Origin of the sequence: Trichocoleus sp. DQ-U1, assembly GCF_039961925.1 — a bacterium.
In the GTDB taxonomy this organism is placed as follows: Bacteria; Cyanobacteriota; Cyanobacteriia; order Cyanobacteriales; family FACHB-T130; genus FACHB-T130.
Genome location: NZ_JAMPKB010000010.1, coordinates 82230 through 100517 on the forward strand (window position 1 = coordinate 82230; position 18288 = coordinate 100517).

Below are 18288 nucleotides of genomic sequence, written 5' to 3' on the forward strand. Positions count from 1 at the left end.
ATATTCAGATTGGAAAGGAGAAACGAATTAAAGTTTTTAATTTTTAATTTTTATTTAGTTATCGTTTGCCACAGCAGATTCAGGATAAAAAGACTGAAAGCAGCAATGCAAATCACAAAGAGCATCAACCCACCCAACAGCAGAATGATAAACCACCAATCTGCTTTTTGACTCTGCCGAGGAGAAGCGAGATGAGCTTCTAGAAGCATCATGTTTTTAGCATTCGCTTTCCAGGTAGCGTCAAAGAAATCCCCCAACACCGGCACAGTGCCAACTAAAGTCTCAAAAATAATATTTAGCACCATCCGCACCAAAGCTTCTCGTGGTAGACCCAGCAGCGCTGCCTCCAGCACGATATAGCCTGACAAGGCACTTCCTAGTATATCCCCGCCTCCAGGGAGCAGTCCAAGTAGAGGATCGATGCCCACGCGGTAGGAAGTTCCCGGAATCGCGATTGCATTATCCAGAATATAAGTAAGCGATCGCAGGCGCTTAATTCTAGCTGACTTGGCGTCCGTCGATCTTATAGGAGGTTTGGGAGGAGGCTGAGACATCAGAATCGATAATGGGGGAGTGAGTAGCGGATAGGGAAAAAATCGTTACCACCTACTACTGACGGAAAAGGAACAAAGCTTCGTCTTGCTATTGGAATGTCTTGCTGTTGGCATCAGTGTTCAACACCTCAAACCCATCCCTTCTGGAGGTACGGAAGACATTTCTTGCTCCATATCCGTTAGCGTTGTCAGCGTTGAGCTAGGAGTTGCAACTTGTTCGATTTGAGTCAACAGGGTTTGCGCTTGTGTCTCTCCCTTATCAGCCAGTTGCTCTAGGTAGAGCTTGAGTTCGTCGGCAAGGGCACTGGGAAGGTACATGGCTACCACTCCGTCTTCCGGTGTGAGCTTCTTTTATGCATCATAGCTTCGTCGGGCACTAGAATTCAGCCCCGATTCTTGCAAGTTAACAACTTGCAAGTTAAATGTTTAAACTAACCTAAAATTTCTCCTCCTTTCAAGCTTTAATCTTCTATTCCCAAAGACGGTTGACATCCATTAGCGTGTTTGATAGCACCTATCTATAGGTTGAGATTGTTTAATAGACGACAGACAGCTTAGAAGAACTCGCTAGAATTAAGAACAGAGGAGGTTCAAAATTTCCCCTCTTTTCACTGTTTCATTTGATCGTGTTGAGTTTGCAATTATCTTTTTATGGAATTAAGTAGCCAGTCCTCTAACTCTTCTGACCAACCTCCTCCGCAAAGGTGGGCAGAGTTACTAGGAACTGCAATTGCTTTGTTGACTTTGACCTTACCTGTGTTTGCGATCGCGCACTACTCTCCAAGCGGCGCTCAAAGCTTGCAGCAGCAAACCAGCTATTCAATCCCGATACCCGAAGACTGACCTTCAAGATCCAACAAATGGATATCGCGTAATCCTGGAATCTGGGTAAACAGAAGATTCTGTGTTGACCTTCTTCCCGTAGAATGCTCACAAGGGCTATCTGAAAGGATGAAGGATGAAGGAGGAATATTCTGATTCCTCCTTCAACAACGGGTGCGATTCGTAGCGGCTGTAAAGTAACTACGTTAAGCCTCTACAGCCTTCAAACTGACATCAGGGCACCCCCAATACTTTGTGTTGCTTGGAGAAACTGGAGAAACGTTTTGGATTTAACACGCATTCCTGCTCAACCCAAACCAGGTCTCATTAACGTCCTGGTTGAAATTACCGCTGGTAGCAAAAATAAGTACGAGTACGATAAGGACTTACAAGCCTTTGCCCTAGACCGGGTGCTTTATTCTTCGGTGCAGTACCCCTATGACTACGGCTTCGTACCCAACACCCTAGCAGATGATGGCGATCCCCTGGATGGCATGGTGTTAATGGAAGAGCCAACATTTCCAGGGTGTGTTATTCAAGCGCGACCTATCGGAATGTTAGAGATGATTGACGGGGGAGATCGGGACGAAAAAATTCTATGCGTTCCCGACAAAGATCCGCGCTATGCCCAAGTCAAATCTCTCAAAGACCTTGCGCCACACCGACTAGACGAAATCGCAGAATTTTTCAAGACCTACAAGAACTTAGAGAAAAAGGTCACAGAAATTCTGGGTTGGCAAGATGTCGATAAAGTGATGCCGCTGGTGGAACAATGTATTAAAGCTGGCAGCAAAGGGTAGGTCTACGAGCGCTAGGTGAGCGAACTAGGAAAAAATTGAGGGATGAAGTGGTTTGAGAACGTTAGAATCAGCTTTAGCTGAGAAAACTTTTCATGCGCCGAACCCTAGTGCTGATAGATACAACATGAGGAAAGTGCAGGCATAGCAGGAGAAGCAATCAGCGCCTTGCACTTTCTCAATGGTGTTAATTACCTTTCTTGTATGCAGCGATCGCTTCTTCTATCAAAAATTCATAGTTGCACGCTTACTAGGGCAAATCTTGACTATGTAGGGAGTATCAGTATTGATAGAACCCTGTTGGATGCCGCAGGTATACTACCTTATGAACAGGTACAAGTCGTGAATGTCTCGAATGGAGAGCGCTTGATTACTTATGCAATCGCGGCACCGGCAAATTCAGGGGCAGTCGAACTCAATGGTGCGGCGGCTCGTTTGGGCATGAAGGGCGATCGCTTAATCATCATGACCTACGGGCAATTTAGCCCAGAAGAACTGAAAACTTATCAACCTAAAGTTGTCCTCGTAGACGGGCAAAATCGGTTAATAGAAGTCCGCCGCTACGACGATCTGCTAAGCGTGCAGCTAACTTCTTGAGCGAATATATGTCTTCAAAAGAACCAGCGGCACCAAATCCTCAAATCTCCAATCCCACAGCAAGTCAGTCAACCCAAGCTGACGCAGAGTTTGTGGTGCAGTTTTGGGGTGTGCGGGGCAAAATTGCCGCCGCTGGCAAGGAGACGCTTCGCTACGGCGGCAATACTCCCTGTGTGGAAATGCGGGTAGGCTCCAAACGATTAATTTTTGATGGCGGCACCGGCTTGCGGTTACTGGGTAATCAATTACTGCGTCAAATGCCGGTGGAAGCTTACGTATTCTTTACCGACTCGCAAAGCGATCGCATTCAAGGCGTTCCTTTTTTCGTTCCTGCCTTTATTAAGGGCAATTGTTTTCATATTTATGGGGCAGCAGGATCTGATGGAGCATCGATTCAACAAAGTCTCAGCGACCAGATGACGCCTCCGAATTTTCCAGTCCCTATACAGGTGATGCAATCAGAACTACAGTTCTACGATCTAACTCCCGGCGAGACGCTCGCGGTAGACGATATCACGATTGAAACCTGTTTAACCAACAATTCCCTGCGGACAATAGGCTACCGAGTTACCTGGCAGGGACGCACGGCTGTTTACGCTACGGGTGCAGACAACGATCCGAATGCCCTTGATGAAAATCTGCTGCACTTAGCCCGTGAAGCCGATTTACTCATTTGCAATGCGACTTCCCCGGAACTAGACCAAGGTTTGGGGGCAAACGGTGAGTCTTCTCATGCAGGTGACTTTGCGATTCAACCCTGCGAAAATCCCTTCTGGCAAACCTGCGTTAAAGCCGCTGATGCGGCTAACGTCAAAAAATTGGTGATGTTTAGCTACGAACCAGACTACAGCGATGACTTTCTCGACCAAGTTGAAGGACAAATCCAGTCGGCGTTTCCGAATGGATTACTCGCCCGTGAAGGAATGATTTTAGCCGTTGAGTAATCGGTCATGAGAGTGTAGAGTTTTGAGCCACAAAAAAGTTCTTAAATTCAAAATTCAAAACTTTTTTCTGGTAATCAGAGTTTTTATCCCTCTTTTGTTACTTTAGGAAAAGAGGAATGAGTGAAAAAAGAGTTCTTAAATTCAAAACTCAAAACTCAAAACTCAAAACTTTTTCCTAATCCTCCTTCTACCGACTGCTGAAGACTGAAGAACTTAAAGAAGAAATCACCCGACTAATCTCCTGTAGTTTCTGGGCAACTTGACCGCTACCCAATAAAGTTTCTGCCTGAGTCAAACCGGATGATAAATCTGGGGCGAGACCGCAGTGCCATAGGTAAAAACCACCGTTCCAGATAGCTGCTTGCATAAGTTCGCTCTTGTTACCTTGCAGCACGGCTTGCATTTCTTGTACCAATTCAGTTGCGGAGTCTAGGGCGACTTCCTTTCCCTCAAAGCCGTAGTCACGGGGATGAAGCAGGAGGCGTTGCGGAGACGAACCGGGTTGCCAAGTTCCAATAATCGCCGTGCGATCGCGCGGTAAATCGCAGCTACCTTCTAATCCTTTCACCGCTGTGAAATACTGGGGGTTGCCTCGCAATGCCGAAGAGTCTTGAAACATCCCTTCCGTGGGAGGATGGACAAACCCCGCCACAACGTGAGCTTCCCCTGCATAGGGACACCACATTAACTCCATCGTTGCAAAGGGTGGACGTTTGCCAATTTGGTCGCGGTAGGGAACCAGTCCCGCCGCTTGGGGGAAATGCTTGGGCAAATAAACAAATCCGAGTTGGGTTGCCTCAAACACCTGCTGGACGACAGGGAGGGATAACTCAGCCCAATTGACACCCAACGCCTGCCAAATCTCAATCAGTGGCAAACCTTCCTTGGTAGGCATCCGGTCGCCCCCGTGCATCACCACTGCCTGTCCAGCAGTTGCCAGGATTAAAGCTGTCAGTGGTGATACGGGTGCCGTGCGCGATCGCCCATCGTAGGGCGTCCCCAGAACGATAACCGGGCGTTCTGAGCCGATGGGTTGCAGTTTTGGCCCTAGTGCGTCGTAGGCGTCTAGCATCCCTGCCAATTCTTCGCCGGTGGGACGCTTAATCCGATGGGCGATCATAAATGCTCCAATCTGCGCTGGTGTTGCTTCCTGTAGGAGCATCATCCGTGTCGCTTCCTCAGCTTCGGAGCGACTTATATTTTCGCCTGTGTGGACGCCACTACCCACTTTTCGCAGAATTTCCCTGAACTCATTACTCATAGTATTTTGTCGTAGTCAATTGTTATCAGTTTTTGCGAATGGCTAATTCCCAAAAGATTTTTTGCAATAGCCATTAACCATTAGTTAACAGGTATAGAAGCATCCGAACAGATTATTGTGTTGCCAATCGCTCCTGCAAATTGCATCGGGACTAACTCGCGTACCATCTGGCAAAAGTGCTGAATGGGGGGAATCAGCAAGCGATCGCGCGTTGTTACCATCACGACCTGACGAGACAAGCTGGGATCTCCTAGCGAGTCGGCTAAGTTTGGCGTCCCTGGCGCGGGTGTGGAATCAATGACTCGAATCGCCAGCGTTGCATCCTGGCGAGCATCTACCAAAGCTGACTGGGGCAAAAGGGCAATCAATTCTCCTTGCCGCACGACACCGCGAAAGGCATCAAGCGTATTTAACTCCATCACCGCCTGAAGATTAGCGCCTTGCCGCAAAAATCGCTCTTGTACCAAGCGTTGCATCCCGTACCCATCCTTAAATACCACTTGCGGGTAGTGAACGAGTTCTGACCAGGGCACCTGTTGGTACTTAGTCAGAGGATGATTTGCCGCCATCAAGATTTCGATGCGTTCATTGTATAAGACATCGACCACCATATCCGGGCTAGCCGTTAAAAAGCGGTTATTCATCACGATCGCGACATCAACCATTCCGTCTCGCAAGACTTTGAGAGCGCGATCGCTTCCAAGCGATGTTACCCGCAGCTGCACCGCCGGGTAATCTCGGCAAAACTGCTGCAACACGGACGGCAAGTATTGGGCGCAAACCGAGTGAATCGCCGCTACACAGAGTTCGGGTTGCTTTCCTGCCAACAAGTCTGCTAATTCTTGCGTGGCTTGTTGCCACTCTTGACAAATTTTGCGGGCGCGGGGCAAAAAGCGTTCGCCTCCGACTGTTAGCTTTGCCTGAGCCGTGCGATGAAACAGGGAAATACCGAGATCCGTTTCCAGAGACTGGATTTGCCTGCTAATAGTGGACTGAGTGAACCCACACTTTCGCGCCGCTTGCTGAAAACTGCCGGTTTCAGCAACTGCTAGAAAGGCTTGCAACTGCTCTAGTCGCATGATATGTAGCCTAAATTACATTTAAAGCCGATGAAATGAATTTAGCGGATTTGCTTAACTGTTTTGGTAGGGCTTGATACAGCAGCTTAGTCAGGGTGGCACAAGCGGGTCTTACCATAGCATGAACGGGAAAACCCTTGGAAATAAATACGATATACGCCAATCGTATACTCAGCGAAGCGATCGCCTACGGCATCGCATCAAAATAAGTGATGAAAAAGATACCCCTTAGCAGTCTCTGATGAATCAGCATGAAGAAACAAACCTCGCTCCTAGTCGCCAGCCGAAACCACCACAACTTGCAACTGATCGCACAACTCTTGATTCAGGAAGGATATCCAATCCTCACCGCTGACAGCTTGGAGGAGTTTGAGCAAGCTTTGAGACATTCTGCACAAATCAGTCTCGCTATCGTAGATATCTCTAGTCTAGACAGTCGGATTTGCGAATGGCTGCGGCACGAGGCAATCCCCATTCTGATGCTTTCTAACCAGTCTGGCTCAACGGACTGGCAGTTTACACTGATCGCTGGTGCTGCCGATCATCGGATCAAACCCATCGGTAAAACAGAACTACTGACGCGAGTTAGTTCGATTTTGAAACACAGAGCTAAATTTGAGCTTGGGAAAGCCCGCGACAACCGGCTATTAAAAGCGGCACCCGATTTACAGAAGTCTAACCCAAAGGTAGATGACCTAGTTTTTAGAGACGCGCTGACAGGAATTGCTAATCGCCATCATTTTGAAGAAATTTTAGAACGGGAATGGAGACGTGCAGCAAGAGAGGCAAGGTTTCTGTCGTTGATTATGATTAATCTTGATTTTTTTAAAGATTTTAAGGATACCTACGGACTTCAGCGAGGCGATTATTGTCTGAGAGAAGTTGCAAAAGCTTTAAGTGCTGCTGTGAAAAGATGTGGAGACGTTGTCGCCCGATATGGGGGTGAAGAATTTGTGACACTTCTCCCCGATACCAATCGCTCTGGGGCGATTGTCGTGGCAGAGGCAATGCGTTTAAATGTGGCAGATGTAAACATTTCCTACGCGAATTCTCCGATTGGCGACCGAGTAACTATCAGTTTAGGGGTTGCCACGTTAATTCCTGAGAGAAATTCCACCCCACAAGCCTTGATTGCTGAGGCGCAAAAGATGCTATCTGTAGCAAAAGAGGAAGGAAGCGATCGCTTCAAAATTTATCCGATTTCAGGCTAACCTCAAGATCCAAATAACTGAATATTGAGCCATTGTGAGCCATATCACGGCACTTATGACTGAATTACGATAGCACTAGAGAGAACCCAAAACAAAGGGGGAAATTTGAAGGAGCGACCGTTTATTTTGGCGGCAGAGCGAAACCCGTGCTACCTGGAACTTGTGGCTCAATTCCTCGGCAAAGAAGGGGATTGTGTCAAAAGTGCTAACCTTTTAGAGGCACTCGATCTAGCCCTATGCCAGTCAAAAGCAATCGGTTTGGCGCTGGTGGACATAGACGGTTTTTACCGGCGTGTTTGGAAATGCTGCGAACGAATTCGGGATCGGCAAATACCCTTTCTACTACTCTTGCCTAAGCAAAGTGTCGCGATTGAGCAGCAAAACCTAGCTCACGGAATGCAAAGTACATTAGTTAAACCGCTAGTCGTCAAAAAGTTCCTAGTGATCGTTCGCAGTCTACTAAGAGATTAAGTATGAGCCGGATTTTGTTGCTTGTAGAGCAAAAAGAAAACCGCCGCCTGCTCTCAGAGTGGCTTGCTGGGCATCACGAAGTATTGCTACCTGACGAAAAAGAGACGGGGAGCCGAGGAGCTAAGGAGCAGGAGAACAACAGAGAAATTTTACTCAATCCTCAGTCTTGTAAAAATGGGATAAATTGGCGTCTTCTCAGTTCTCAGCCGGAACGGGGTTTCCCTACCCTGGCTGCGCTGCTCAGCACTCAGCACGGGCAGGGTACTGTTCTACCCTTACCGCTTAGCCCTCAGTCTTTAATCCTGAACACAGCTTTTGACCTATGCGTCTTAGATAGCGTGGCCCTAAAGCAGTTTTGGGAAGAGGTACAAGCGAGAAAAGCCGCTGAATTACCAGTTTTTCTGCCATTTCTGTTGATCGTTCCTCGTCAGGATGTGGGGTTGATGACTCGACACCCGTGGAAGAGTGTTGATGAGTTAGTCACCATCCCCATCGAGAAGATGGAGTTGCAGAAGCGGGTGGAGATGTTGTTGCGGACGCGACAACTCTCGTGGGATCTCAAACAGCGCAATGCTGAGTTAAAGGAGACAAATGAGCGATCGCAACAGGAAATTGTCAAGCATCAGCAAGCAGAAGCCCAACTCCGACAAAGCGAAGAAAAATTCCGGCAATTTCTAGAAGCAGCACCAGACGCGATCGCGATTGTTGGCGCAAGCGATCGCATCGTTCTCGTTAACACTCAAATTGAGAAAATGTTTGGCTATGAGCGCGATGAATTGCTTGGGAATACTCTGGAGATGTTGCTACCCGATTACATCCGGCGCGTACACGATCGAGAATGCACTGATTCCTGTTGTGAACCTCAAGTCCCACCGATGGGAGTGGGGTTTGAGCTATTTGCCCGACGCAAGGATGGCACTGAGTTCCCCGTAGATGTCAGCCTCAGCCACATCGAAACCCCGCAAGGATTTCTCGTTACTAGCATTATTCGCAACATCACCGTTCGCAAGCAAGCAGAAGAAGAAATTCACAAGGCGTTGGAACAAGAGCGACAATTGGGTGAATTGAAATCTCGCTTTGTGTCAATGGTTTCCCACGAGTTCCGCAATCCGCTGACCTCAATTTCTCTTTCTGCCCATATGTTAGAACATTGCTCTAATGAATGGTCTCAGGAGAAAAAAAGCAAATATTTGCTGCGGATTAAAGACATCGTGAGAAATATGACCGATTTGTTAGAAGATGTGCTTTTAATCGGCAGAGCAGATGCCGGGAAATCAGAATTTAATCCAGTCCCCCTCGATCTAACAGAATTCTGCCGTAATTTGGTAGAAGAAATCCAACTGAGTGCTAGCAATCAGCACGAGATAAATTTTGTCAGTAATCAAACGCAATTCAAACTTGAAAATTTAAATACTGATAATTACTCTCTTCAAGGTTCTAATCTGGAATGTTTAACCGTCACTGAAAACGAATTTGAGACAATCGTTTCTATGGATGAAAAACTGCTGCGACAAATCTTGAATAATTTGTTATCAAATGCAATTAAATATTCCCCCCAAGGCGGCATTGTTCAGTTTGAATTGAATTGCCAGCATGGTGAGGCAAATTTTCAAATTCGAGATGAAGGGATTGGCATTCCTCCAGCAGATTTAGCGCGACTCTTTGAAACATTTCATCGAGCCAAAAATGTTGGCAAAATTCCTGGAACTGGCTTAGGGCTGGCGATTGTAAAAAGGTGCGTAGAAATACACGGAGGCAAGATAGCGGTGGATAGCCAAGTTGGGTTAGGAACAACTTTTACCGTAACGCTTCCGTGTTAATAGTTAATAGCGAGTAGCTATTAACTATTCACTGTCCATTCTTTTAAAGCGATCGCGATTCCTTGTTTTAATTCTGGGGTCAGATTTTCGGTGGTAGCGAGTTGCTGTAATTGCTGGTAAGCAATGGGAAATTTTTTGAGAGCAGCGATCGCGTGCAGTTTTACCCCCGCATCGGGATCTGCTAACAGTTCAATTAACTGGTTGATCGCAATGGCATCTCCTAACTGTCCCCATGCCATTGCCACCGCTTGTTTAACCTTGGGATCTTGAGCAGTTGAGCTTTCTGATTCAAGTGCTGTCACCAGGATTTTAGCGGCGGTTGGGACTAATTTTGGAGAATCCACTCGCCCTAAAACGGTGACAATTTCCTGCCATAGCACCGGAGACTCAACAGAAAGGGCTTGTTGCAAATACTCCAAGGCGGCTGCTGTTTGGGGGAGCGATCGCACGATGTGTACTTGCAAGCTAAGCGGCGTATTCGGGGATGAAAGTACCTGAAACAAGGCAGCGGCGGCTTCATCTGTTCCCAGTCGTCCTAAGGCGATCGCACTCTGCTGACAAACTTCCAAATTAAAGTCAAATAGCAGGGGTTGTAGCTGAGTTACCAGATTCAATTGTTCTAGTAAATCGGAGCGCATCCCCAAGCCAATTACCGCTTCTTTTCTCACTTGCGCGGCGGGATCTTGCAAAGCATCCATCAATACTGGTGGAATCCGGCTGTCGTGAAAGCTACCCAGTGCTTCAATCGCAGCGGCTCGAATCGCAGATTGGGGATCTTGAACCACGTTCAGGAGAGGCGCAATCGTTTCGGAACGGCGGATCTGAGCAAGCGATCGCACGGCTAACAGTCGTGTCTCTGACTCTGCTAATAGTTCGGTCAAAGCCTCCACAGCCGGAGAGCCGATATGCGCTAAAGCAGCCGCTGCTGCCACTGTGAGTTCTTCATCCTCAGATGTTTTCAGCAGCTCTACTAAGGCGGTGATGACGGCAGGATTGTCAAATTCTCCCAGAATGCGACCAGCAAACCAGCGCTCCTCCAAGTCGGCGTCTTCGTCTTTCAGAATGGAAATCAAAGGAGCGATCGCGCCTTCCCCTAATTTGGGTAACACCTTCGCCACTTCCCACCGTTCCTGAAAATCCCCTGCATCAAGTACATCTAAAGCCAGATTCAGTAATTGCTCTAAGTAAAGCGAGTTAGAATCTTCTCCTGTTAACGACTCTCCCTGCCTTCCCTCTGCTTTGTTAAGTGGCAGTTGCTGCAAGCATTGGTTTAGCAATGACCAGTTTTTTTGCTGTGCTGCAACCGTAGCCTGCTCTAAAACACTTAATAACATCATTTAAATCACTTTTACTGAATTTTTACCCGACACGCTTAGCCCACACTAGCTAACCTTGTTTCCTAAACTTGGATGCCTTTAAGCTTCACAAGCTAGTTTACCTAGACTTTAGGTCAGATACCAGATTTGCCGATAAATCCCTATAGAAGCTGTGTTTGCTTTATTTTGACTAATAGAAATTTTCCTCAATCTACTCTTACCCTGGCTTCAAATGCGAATCAAGCATTAATTTAATGCATTAATTTCATTTCCGAATAATTCTATAATTAAAAACATAAATTCAGCCTTTCTCCTCTCTAACTAATTTTTCAAATCAAGATTTGCTAACCACACAGGCTTTTTGAAGGTAGATACTTTTATGAAATTGTTGCCACTCTCTACAATCAATATGGCAATAGATTTCTGCTCTGTTACGGAGCCTCAAAGTCGGCAACTAAACATTTTGGGTAGGATAAACTGATGCTGATAACGGTGGAACTACGTTGGTTTTATCCCGGCACAATCCCCACAGAGATTGAACGCTGGTTCAAGCAAGAGAGTCTCGGTGGACAGATGGAGTCACCAGAAAACAGAGAAGACTGGTATTTATACTTGCCTAACTGTGATTACCTGGGTATCAAACTGCGGCAAGGAAAGCTGGAAATCAAGTGGCGTCAAGCCGAATTAGAAGTGCTGCGTTTTGGGGATTTGGTGCAGGGGAAAGCAGAGAAATGGGCGAAGTGGACGTGTGGAGATCCCACCTCAAAATGCTTTATTCCCGCAGAGGTGGTGGGAAAAGAGTCTTGGATGAGTGTGAAGAAGGAGCGATCGCAGCGTGTTTACCAAGACTGTGCTGTTGAACTCACTCAGCTAGATATTAATGGCAAGGATTCGTGGAGTCTGGCTTTTGAAGCTACAGGCGAAGATGACAAGTTGATGGATAATCTTCAAGCGGTAGCCAGCCAAGTATTCCAAACTTACCAAGGTTCAAAGTTGCAAGCTAAGGATTCTTTTGCTTATCCTAGTTGGCTGTCTGTAGTTGGGGAGTCACGCTAGGGCACTGACCCAATCTATAATCTTTATTCACTCTACAGTATTAACCGTGGAATCGTAACGCGACGATTGGCAGTAAGCTATTTTACGGCGTTCGTGGCGATTCAACATGGCAACGATTAACGATAACTATCTCAAACTCAAAGCTGGCTACCTGTTTCCCGAAATTGCGCGACGGGTGAATGCCTTTGCAGAGGCAAATGCTGACGCAAAAATTATACGGCTGGGGATCGGCGATGTCACCGAACCCCTACCAGAAGCATGTCGCACGGCGATGATTAAAGCGGTTGAAGATATGGGCGATCGCGGTTCCTTCAAAGGCTATGGCCCAGAACAGGGTTATGCTTGGTTGCGCGAGAAAATTGCCTCACACGACTTCCAAGCGCGGGGATGCGAAGTTGATGCTTCCGAAATCTTCATCTCTGACGGTTCTAAGTGCGACACGGGTAACATTCTCGATATCTTCGGCGACGATAACGCGATCGCTGTCACCGATCCGGTTTATCCCGTCTATGTAGACACCAACGTGATGGCGGGACACACTGGCGCTGCTAACGATAAAGGCGAGTTTGGCGGCTTGGTGTACATACCCATCACCGCAGAGAACAACTTCACCGCCGAGATTCCCTCGCAGAAAGTTGACTTAATTTATCTCTGCTTCCCCAATAATCCTACGGGAGCAACCGCCACCAAGGAACACCTAAAAGCGTGGGTAGACTATGCGAAAGCTCATGGCTCAATCATTTTCTTCGATGCGGCTTACGAAGCTTTTATAACCGATCCAGAGCTTCCCCATTCCATCTACGAGATTGAAGGTGCAAGAGATTGTGCGATCGAGTTTCGCTCGTTTTCCAAGAATGCAGGCTTTACCGGAACCCGCTGTGCGTTGACAGTTGTGCCGAAAACGCTGAAAGCACAAGCCGCCGATGGTTCTGATGTGGAACTGTGGAAGCTGTGGAACCGCCGCCAGTCTACCAAGTTTAATGGCGTCTCCTACATCGTGCAACGCGGTGCAGAGGCGGTTTATTCTGAGGAAGGACAAGCGCAAACGAAGGCGCTTGTTAGCTTCTACATGGAAAATGCCAAGATTATCCGCGAACAACTGACAGCAGCCGGATTAGCGGTGTATGGCGGCATAAATGCGCCTTACGTTTGGGTGAAAACGCCCAATGGTTTATCGAGTTGGGATTTCTTCGATAAGTTGCTGCAAACCTGCAATGTTGTCGGTACTCCTGGTTCTGGTTTCGGTGCTGCGGGTGAAGGTTACTTCCGCATTTCGGCATTTAATAGCCGGGAAAATGTGAATGAGGCGATGAAGCGGATTACCGAGAAGTTTAAAGTGTAGGCAAGAGAAGCCGCGCTTGTGGGGCATAAGTTACGCGATCGCTTTTGAGCATCAATTCTCGCTGCCTTGGTTAAACTCAATCTATAAGTTTCAAAGGTTGCGGTGGGCAATACCTATCGCAACCCTAGCTTTAACCGCTAAGTAACAAGCAATCTTACGAATCTTGATGGCTACCACTACCCAACGGCTCACACTGCAAGACTTCCTGAAGCTGCCGAATATTGAGGAGTCGCCAGCTTGGGAGTTAATGGACGGACAAATCAATCAAAAATCTATGCCCACAGCTTTCCACAGCATCTTGCAGAAACGGCTGACGGCTGCAATTGACCAAGCGGATTCACCCTATGAAGCTTTTCCAGAGCTACGCTGCATCTTAAGTAGTAATTCTGTTGTTCCTGATATTACCGTTATTCACCAAGACCGAGTCCCTTCTGAGAATATCGCTGTTGAAGGTGCGCCTGATTGGATGATTGAGATTCTCTCACCCGATCAAAGCACCACTAAATTGATTGCTAAAATTCAAACTTGCCTGCAAGAAGGAACTCAATTAGGGTGGCTGATCGATCCGACAGAACGAGTGATTATTGTGCTGTGGTCAGATACTCGGATGGCATTGCTGAGAGATAGCGATCGCTTGCCTGTCCCCCAAGATATCCCATTAGAATTGACAGTTGAGCAAGTATTTGGCTGGTTACGGCGGATAAGTTGAGGATAGGTAACGATCAGTCTCAATGGTTTTGGTAGGTAAGGCTCACCCTGCGTAGCTATATTTGGATTCAGCATAAATGGGAGTAACCTCAAATGGTACAAACACCCGCTAAACCTCTTACTTTAGAAGAGTTTTTGGCTCTACCAGAAACTGAACCCGCCAGCGAGTACGTTGATAGTCAGATTATTCAAAAGCCAATGCCGCAGGGAGAACATAGTACCCTCCAAGGTGAACTAATTATTGCTGTTAATGCTGTTGTTAAGCCCCAAAAACTTGCACGAGCATTTCCAGAACTGCGGTGTACGTTTGGTGGACGGTCAATCGTACCAGATGTAGCAGTATTTACCTGGGAGAGAATTCCCCGCAAGGAAAATGGCGGTGTAGCAAATGTATTTCAAGTAGCTCCTGATTGGATAATTGAAATCTTATCTCCTGACCAAAGTGCTACGAAAGTCACAAAAAAAATTCTGCATTCTCTCAAACACGAAACACAAATAGGGTGGCTGATTGACCCAAACGAACAGACTATATTTGTTTATCAACCCAAGCAAGAGCCAGAGGTGTTTGACCAGCCAGAACAGCAGCTTCCCGTCCCTTCATTTGCTAGCGAACTCCGCTTGACGGTAGGCGAAATATTTGGCTGGTTGTTAGAATAACTGATTATGGGAGTCTATTCTATAGACTACTGCCGTATTTCAAAATTTCACAGTTGGAAAATGTAGAAGGGGCAATGAAGGGAATTACAGAATAATTTAGCCCCAAGCGTGCTCGTTATCTGTCCAATGTTAGAGCTGATTTATAAAGAGAATCTAAAAAGCTTCTGGATTCGCCTTAGGCAGATTTTAGGCTAGATCAGGTTGAATAGTTGCACTCATGATGACTCGCCTGCCTGAAATAGCCAATCCCCAACGAAAACCATATCCCAGCGATTTGAGTGATGCCGAGTGGGAGATATTGAAACGGCTGTTGCCCAAACCCAAAGGCTTTGGTCATCCGGTGGAAGTCAATTTTAGAGAAATTCTCAATGGCATTTTCTATGTACAACGCACCGGATGCCAATGGGAAATGTTGCCCCATGACCTGCCTCCCTACAGCACCGTGTACGGTTACTTTCACAAATGGCAACGCAAAGGTATCTGGCAACTTCTTCACGACCAAGTGCGCCAGGAACTGCGAACGCAATTAGGTCGAGAGGAACACTCTACCGTTGCGATTGCCGATTCTCAATCCGTCAAAACGACGGAAAAAAGGGGGAGGTCTACGGTTTTGATGGTGGCAAGAAGGTTAAAGGACGTAAGCGCCATATCGTCGTGGACTCTCAAGGCTTATTGATTGGAGTATTAGTAACCGAAGCGAACGCCTCAGAACGATTAGGGGCGGTGGTTGTGCTGGATGAAGCCAAGGAAAAATTGTCCAAATTAGAAGTAATTTGGGTCGAGCGGGGCTATTCTGGCAAGAACTTTGCCAATGCTGTTGAGCAGGTATGTGGAGATGGGGTGCGAGTGGAAGTGCTCGCACGAAACTCCCAGACGTTTGAGCAGTTGCCCAAGCGGTGGATTGTGGAGCGGACTTTCGGATGGCTGAACCGATTTCGGCGCTTGAGCAAGGATTATGAGGCGTATTCAGAAGTGAGCGAAGCGATGATTTATGGTTCCTTAATCCGTCTGATGGTTCGGCGATTAGCGGCTTAAGATTTACTTTACAAATCAGCTCTTAGCAAAATACTCTCTTGGCACTTTGCCCACAAGCATTAACAAATCCCGCGTCAAAAGTAGCTCCGACAATTCCGCCAATTATAGGTACGAATTTCCTAAGGTTAATCACTCCCTTCTCTCCAGCTTTTGTAATTAACCGGAATCCAACTTTTTTGTTAATTTCAATTAGAACTTTTCCAGGAATCTGATTAATTATATTTTTAGCAACTTTAGTTCCTATCGCGATACCTGCTGTACGTAGAACTTCTTCTCCAGCTTCCCCGATCAAAGATAGCAGTACCATAGTCCTTACTTGATCCGAGTTGATATCGTACCCACGAAGTTTTGCAATTGCAGCAGCAGTATTTGCTCCTAATGCATAAGATATCGCTAAACTAGCTGGGATACTTAATGGTAATGTAGCAATTCCTCCTAAGTCAGTTATAAATCCTGTTCCAGCAGCAGAAGTAGTACGCCATGCAATTACAGAGTTAATTGCATCTTCTACACTACTAGCTTTTGCTAAGTGATTTTGTGCTACTTGTTCTGCGGAAGGAAGAAAACCGAAGCCTTTAATTCCAATATTGGCAATCCATTGCAGGAGCTGCTCTATTTCTGAATTCATACTATTTTTATTTTTGAGTTAATTCTTGTTGCACATAGTGTATTTTAAATGTAAACTCTTAGACCACCGTAATATTACCGAGGTTGATTTCTTGATAACTGGTCAACATTCATAATTCATAGAAAAGGAAGGCAAACAGCGGACTCTCACAATATTCAAGTGGATGCCGATGTTATGCAGTGAGTCTTGAATGGAGTTAGCGGCAAGTTCGATAAGTGCGAGCGCTTCCGCACGACAAACCTAACCGTTTAACTTCTCATTCTTAACCAGTCAAAAATTTGCTCTGCGGTCAATTCCAGGTCAATGCCGTCTAAAACAGCTAAGCGATCGCTTCCTTGACATAATTCTGGTTGTTGGTTAGGTAGGAAAATTAGTACAGAGCGATCGCTCGGATCGATTAGCCATCCAAGCCGGGAACCATGCTTGAGACAGTGCAAAATATTACCCGTTACTCGATTTGAACTTTGTTCTGGAGATAAAATCTCAATCGTCCAATCTGGAGCAATTAATACATCATCTACAGGTTCGCCGTCATCATCAAATTCAATTCGGTTCCAGCGAAGAACGGCAATATCAGGAACAACTGACCGTCCTCCAAATGTACACCGTAGTTCCGGAAAAGCATAGGCAATCCGCTGTTCCTCAACAACGTCATTGATTGTACCCGTCAACTTTCCCTGAACCCTGGAGTGGCGAGTTTTAGGCATTGGTTTCTGAATCACCTCACCATTGATATACTCTTTGGCAGGCTTGGTCTCTGGGAGTTTCAAAAACTCTTCTAAGGTGAGGGATTTAGAGGGTATTTGTACCATTGCGGCAGCCTCCAAGAGCAGAATCAGACAAGCTTTACCTTTTATTCTAGGTTTCCCATCAAGTCTAAAGTACCAGAGGAGCCAGAATAAGCGATCGCTCCCACAAATTCATGGAAAAATGCGATCGGAAACTATATCAGGAGGTAGAGCTTGGCGTTGCAGGATGGTCTACCTTAAGGTTCTACCCAGTTCTGGAGAAATTTTCTAGCCTGAACCTATAGCCCACTCGTGCATAGAAAAAAAATTTGTATGACAACCGACGTTTCTACTGACATCAACAAGAACAAAGGTATTAATGGATCGCTCTTGACGGGCGCTCTTTTGATTATTCTGGGGATAGTTGCGATCGCTGTACCGAATGTCTCGACAATTGTCGCTGAGACTTGGATTGCTTTGATCTTAGCGAGTGCGGGAGCGACCAAGGCGGTCTATGCCTTTCAAACTCGCGAGCAAGGAGGTTTCATTTGGAAACTCCTGTTGAGCGCCCTCTACATTGCTACAGGCGTGATGCTATTTTTCTACCCCTTAACAGGTGTCCTGACGCTGACTCTGTTGCTAGGTAGCTTTTTGCTGACCGAAGGTGTATTTAACCTGATCCTGGCATTCCGGGTGCGTCCGCAACAGAATTGGACATGGGTGCTGACAGACGGCATCATTACGCTGGTGTTGGGCGCAATGATTTGGTTCCAGTGGCCCTTCAATGCCCCTTGGTTAATTGGAACCCTGGTGGGTGCCAGCGTTCTGTCCACGGGAGTTTCTCGCGTGATGCTATCGCTAAATAAGCGTTCTGCCTTGAATGAGTCTAACCAAGCTGCTTAAGCCTAAAGCGCTGTGGTCTGGTGTAAGGTGGGTAATGTCTTAAGAAAATTGCCCGCAAGTTCCCTAGAAGCGATCGCATCCTGATGGCGATCGCTTTTATCTCAGGAAAAGTGCGATCGCGTCCTTAATTAAAATAATTACTCAAGCGAATCCTGATACAAAGTTTGCAATAAATTTTCTAACTTCTCTTCAGGACAGCACTCAATCAACGCTTCAAAAACTTCTAACAATTTTGCAGCACTTTCTCCCAAAGTGGGACTCAATCCCCAAACATCTTGTACCCAATCTTTAGGACGTTCATCTTCAAAAATTAAGCGTTCTAGAAGTTGCTTTGATTCTGTCTTGGAGGTAGGCATCGG

Annotated in this window: 21 protein-coding genes; 13 read left to right on the plus strand and 8 right to left on the minus strand. The window is 46.6% G+C overall.

Annotated features, from left to right (window positions below):
• Positions 1-50 precede the first annotated feature (50 nt).
• Both NDI34_RS06555 and NDI34_RS06560 read right to left on the minus strand, forming a co-directional pair.
• Complete coding sequence (locus NDI34_RS06555; RefSeq protein ID WP_190412352.1) at positions 51-554, minus strand: DUF4112 domain-containing protein; 504 nt, start codon at positions 552-554, stop codon at positions 51-53.
• A 120-nt stretch (positions 555-674) separates the two neighbouring features.
• Positions 675-872: a hypothetical protein gene (locus NDI34_RS06560; protein WP_190434305.1), complete on the minus strand. Its 198-nt coding sequence runs from the start codon at positions 870-872 to the stop codon at positions 675-677.
• Between the two features lie 333 nt (positions 873-1205).
• Here NDI34_RS06560 and NDI34_RS06565 point away from each other — a divergent pair, with 333 nt between their 5' ends.
• The 4 genes from NDI34_RS06565 (at position 1206) to NDI34_RS06580 (ending at position 3714) form a co-directional block, all read left to right on the plus strand.
• Entirely contained in the window at positions 1206-1397 is a 192-nt protein-coding gene (locus NDI34_RS06565) for a hypothetical protein (RefSeq protein WP_190412350.1), read from the plus strand.
• Positions 1398-1660: 263 nt separating this feature from the next.
• Positions 1661-2176: an inorganic diphosphatase gene (locus NDI34_RS06570; protein ID WP_190412349.1), complete on the plus strand. Its 516-nt coding sequence runs from the start codon at positions 1661-1663 to the stop codon at positions 2174-2176.
• 201 nt (positions 2177-2377) lie between these two features.
• Complete coding sequence (panD, locus tag NDI34_RS06575) at positions 2378-2770, plus strand: aspartate 1-decarboxylase (protein WP_190412855.1); 393 nt, start codon at positions 2378-2380, stop codon at positions 2768-2770.
• An 8-nt stretch (positions 2771-2778) separates the two neighbouring features.
• The gene (locus NDI34_RS06580) at positions 2779-3714 is read left to right on the plus strand and encodes an MBL fold metallo-hydrolase (RefSeq protein WP_190412348.1); all 936 of its coding nucleotides are present in this window, start codon (positions 2779-2781) and stop codon (positions 3712-3714) included.
• 187 nt (positions 3715-3901) lie between these two features.
• On the opposite strand, the gene NDI34_RS06585 is transcribed toward NDI34_RS06580, so the two are convergent.
• Both NDI34_RS06585 and NDI34_RS06590 read right to left on the minus strand, forming a co-directional pair.
• Positions 3902-4975, minus strand: a complete 1074-nt coding sequence (locus NDI34_RS06585) for an anthranilate phosphoribosyltransferase family protein (RefSeq protein ID WP_348232208.1) — start codon at positions 4973-4975, stop codon at positions 3902-3904.
• An 80-nt stretch (positions 4976-5055) separates the two neighbouring features.
• Entirely contained in the window at positions 5056-6054 is a 999-nt protein-coding gene (locus NDI34_RS06590) for a LysR family transcriptional regulator (RefSeq protein ID WP_190434311.1), read from the minus strand.
• 251 nt (positions 6055-6305) lie between these two features.
• On the opposite strand from NDI34_RS06590, the gene NDI34_RS06595 reads away from it, so the two are divergent.
• The 3 genes from NDI34_RS06595 to NDI34_RS06605 all read left to right on the plus strand — a co-directional run bounded on the left by NDI34_RS06595 (position 6306) and on the right by NDI34_RS06605 (position 9556).
• On the plus strand, positions 6306-7265 hold the full coding sequence (locus NDI34_RS06595; RefSeq protein WP_348232209.1) for a diguanylate cyclase: 960 nt from the start codon (positions 6306-6308) through the stop codon (positions 7263-7265).
• Between the two features lie 105 nt (positions 7266-7370).
• Positions 7371-7736: a response regulator gene (locus NDI34_RS06600; RefSeq protein WP_190528729.1), complete on the plus strand. Its 366-nt coding sequence runs from the start codon at positions 7371-7373 to the stop codon at positions 7734-7736.
• A gap of 2 nt (positions 7737-7738) precedes the next feature.
• Positions 7739-9556 carry an ATP-binding protein gene (locus NDI34_RS06605; protein WP_348232210.1) on the plus strand — a complete coding sequence of 606 codons (1818 nt, stop codon included), beginning with the start codon at positions 7739-7741 and terminating at the stop codon, positions 9554-9556.
• Between the two features lie 20 nt (positions 9557-9576).
• Here NDI34_RS06605 and NDI34_RS06610 read toward each other — a convergent pair whose 3' ends face one another.
• Complete coding sequence (locus tag NDI34_RS06610) at positions 9577-10893, minus strand: HEAT repeat domain-containing protein (protein ID WP_348232211.1); 1317 nt, start codon at positions 10891-10893, stop codon at positions 9577-9579.
• Positions 10894-11352: 459 nt separating this feature from the next.
• On the opposite strand from NDI34_RS06610, the gene NDI34_RS06615 reads away from it, so the two are divergent.
• From NDI34_RS06615 to NDI34_RS06635, 5 genes are all read left to right on the plus strand, one after another.
• Positions 11353-11928, plus strand: coding sequence for a hypothetical protein (locus NDI34_RS06615; RefSeq protein WP_348232212.1), 576 nt, complete (start codon positions 11353-11355; stop codon positions 11926-11928).
• A gap of 106 nt (positions 11929-12034) precedes the next feature.
• A complete protein-coding gene (locus NDI34_RS06620) occupies positions 12035-13270 on the plus strand; it encodes an LL-diaminopimelate aminotransferase (RefSeq protein WP_348232213.1) in 1236 nt (411 codons plus the stop codon).
• A gap of 166 nt (positions 13271-13436) precedes the next feature.
• Positions 13437-13979, plus strand: a complete 543-nt coding sequence (locus tag NDI34_RS06625) for a Uma2 family endonuclease (protein ID WP_348232214.1) — start codon at positions 13437-13439, stop codon at positions 13977-13979.
• Positions 13980-14071: 92 nt separating this feature from the next.
• Positions 14072-14635: a Uma2 family endonuclease gene (locus NDI34_RS06630; RefSeq protein ID WP_190987171.1), complete on the plus strand. Its 564-nt coding sequence runs from the start codon at positions 14072-14074 to the stop codon at positions 14633-14635.
• Positions 14636-14855: 220 nt separating this feature from the next.
• Positions 14856-15670, plus strand: a protein-coding gene (locus NDI34_RS06635) for an IS5 family transposase (RefSeq protein ID WP_190987173.1) whose coding sequence is annotated in 2 segments (ribosomal slippage) — positions 14856-15222 and positions 15222-15670 — 816 coding nt in all. Because the reading frame shifts where the segments join, the coding sequence is not laid out codon by codon here.
• Between the two features lie 22 nt (positions 15671-15692).
• On the opposite strand, the gene NDI34_RS06640 is transcribed toward NDI34_RS06635, so the two are convergent.
• Together NDI34_RS06640 and NDI34_RS06645 are read right to left on the minus strand one after the other, a co-directional pair.
• Positions 15693-16298, minus strand: a complete 606-nt coding sequence (locus NDI34_RS06640) for an EcsC family protein (RefSeq protein ID WP_348232215.1) — start codon at positions 16296-16298, stop codon at positions 15693-15695.
• Positions 16299-16546: 248 nt separating this feature from the next.
• Entirely contained in the window at positions 16547-17110 is a 564-nt protein-coding gene (locus tag NDI34_RS06645; protein WP_190412337.1) for a Uma2 family endonuclease, read from the minus strand.
• A gap of 249 nt (positions 17111-17359) precedes the next feature.
• Here NDI34_RS06645 and NDI34_RS06650 point away from each other — a divergent pair, with 249 nt between their 5' ends.
• On the plus strand, positions 17360-17929 hold the full coding sequence (locus tag NDI34_RS06650) for an HdeD family acid-resistance protein (protein WP_190536333.1): 570 nt from the start codon (positions 17360-17362) through the stop codon (positions 17927-17929).
• A gap of 137 nt (positions 17930-18066) precedes the next feature.
• On the opposite strand, the gene NDI34_RS06655 is transcribed toward NDI34_RS06650, so the two are convergent.
• Entirely contained in the window at positions 18067-18285 is a 219-nt protein-coding gene (locus NDI34_RS06655; protein ID WP_190434334.1) for a hypothetical protein, read from the minus strand.
• Between the last annotated feature and the right edge of the window lie 3 nt (positions 18286-18288).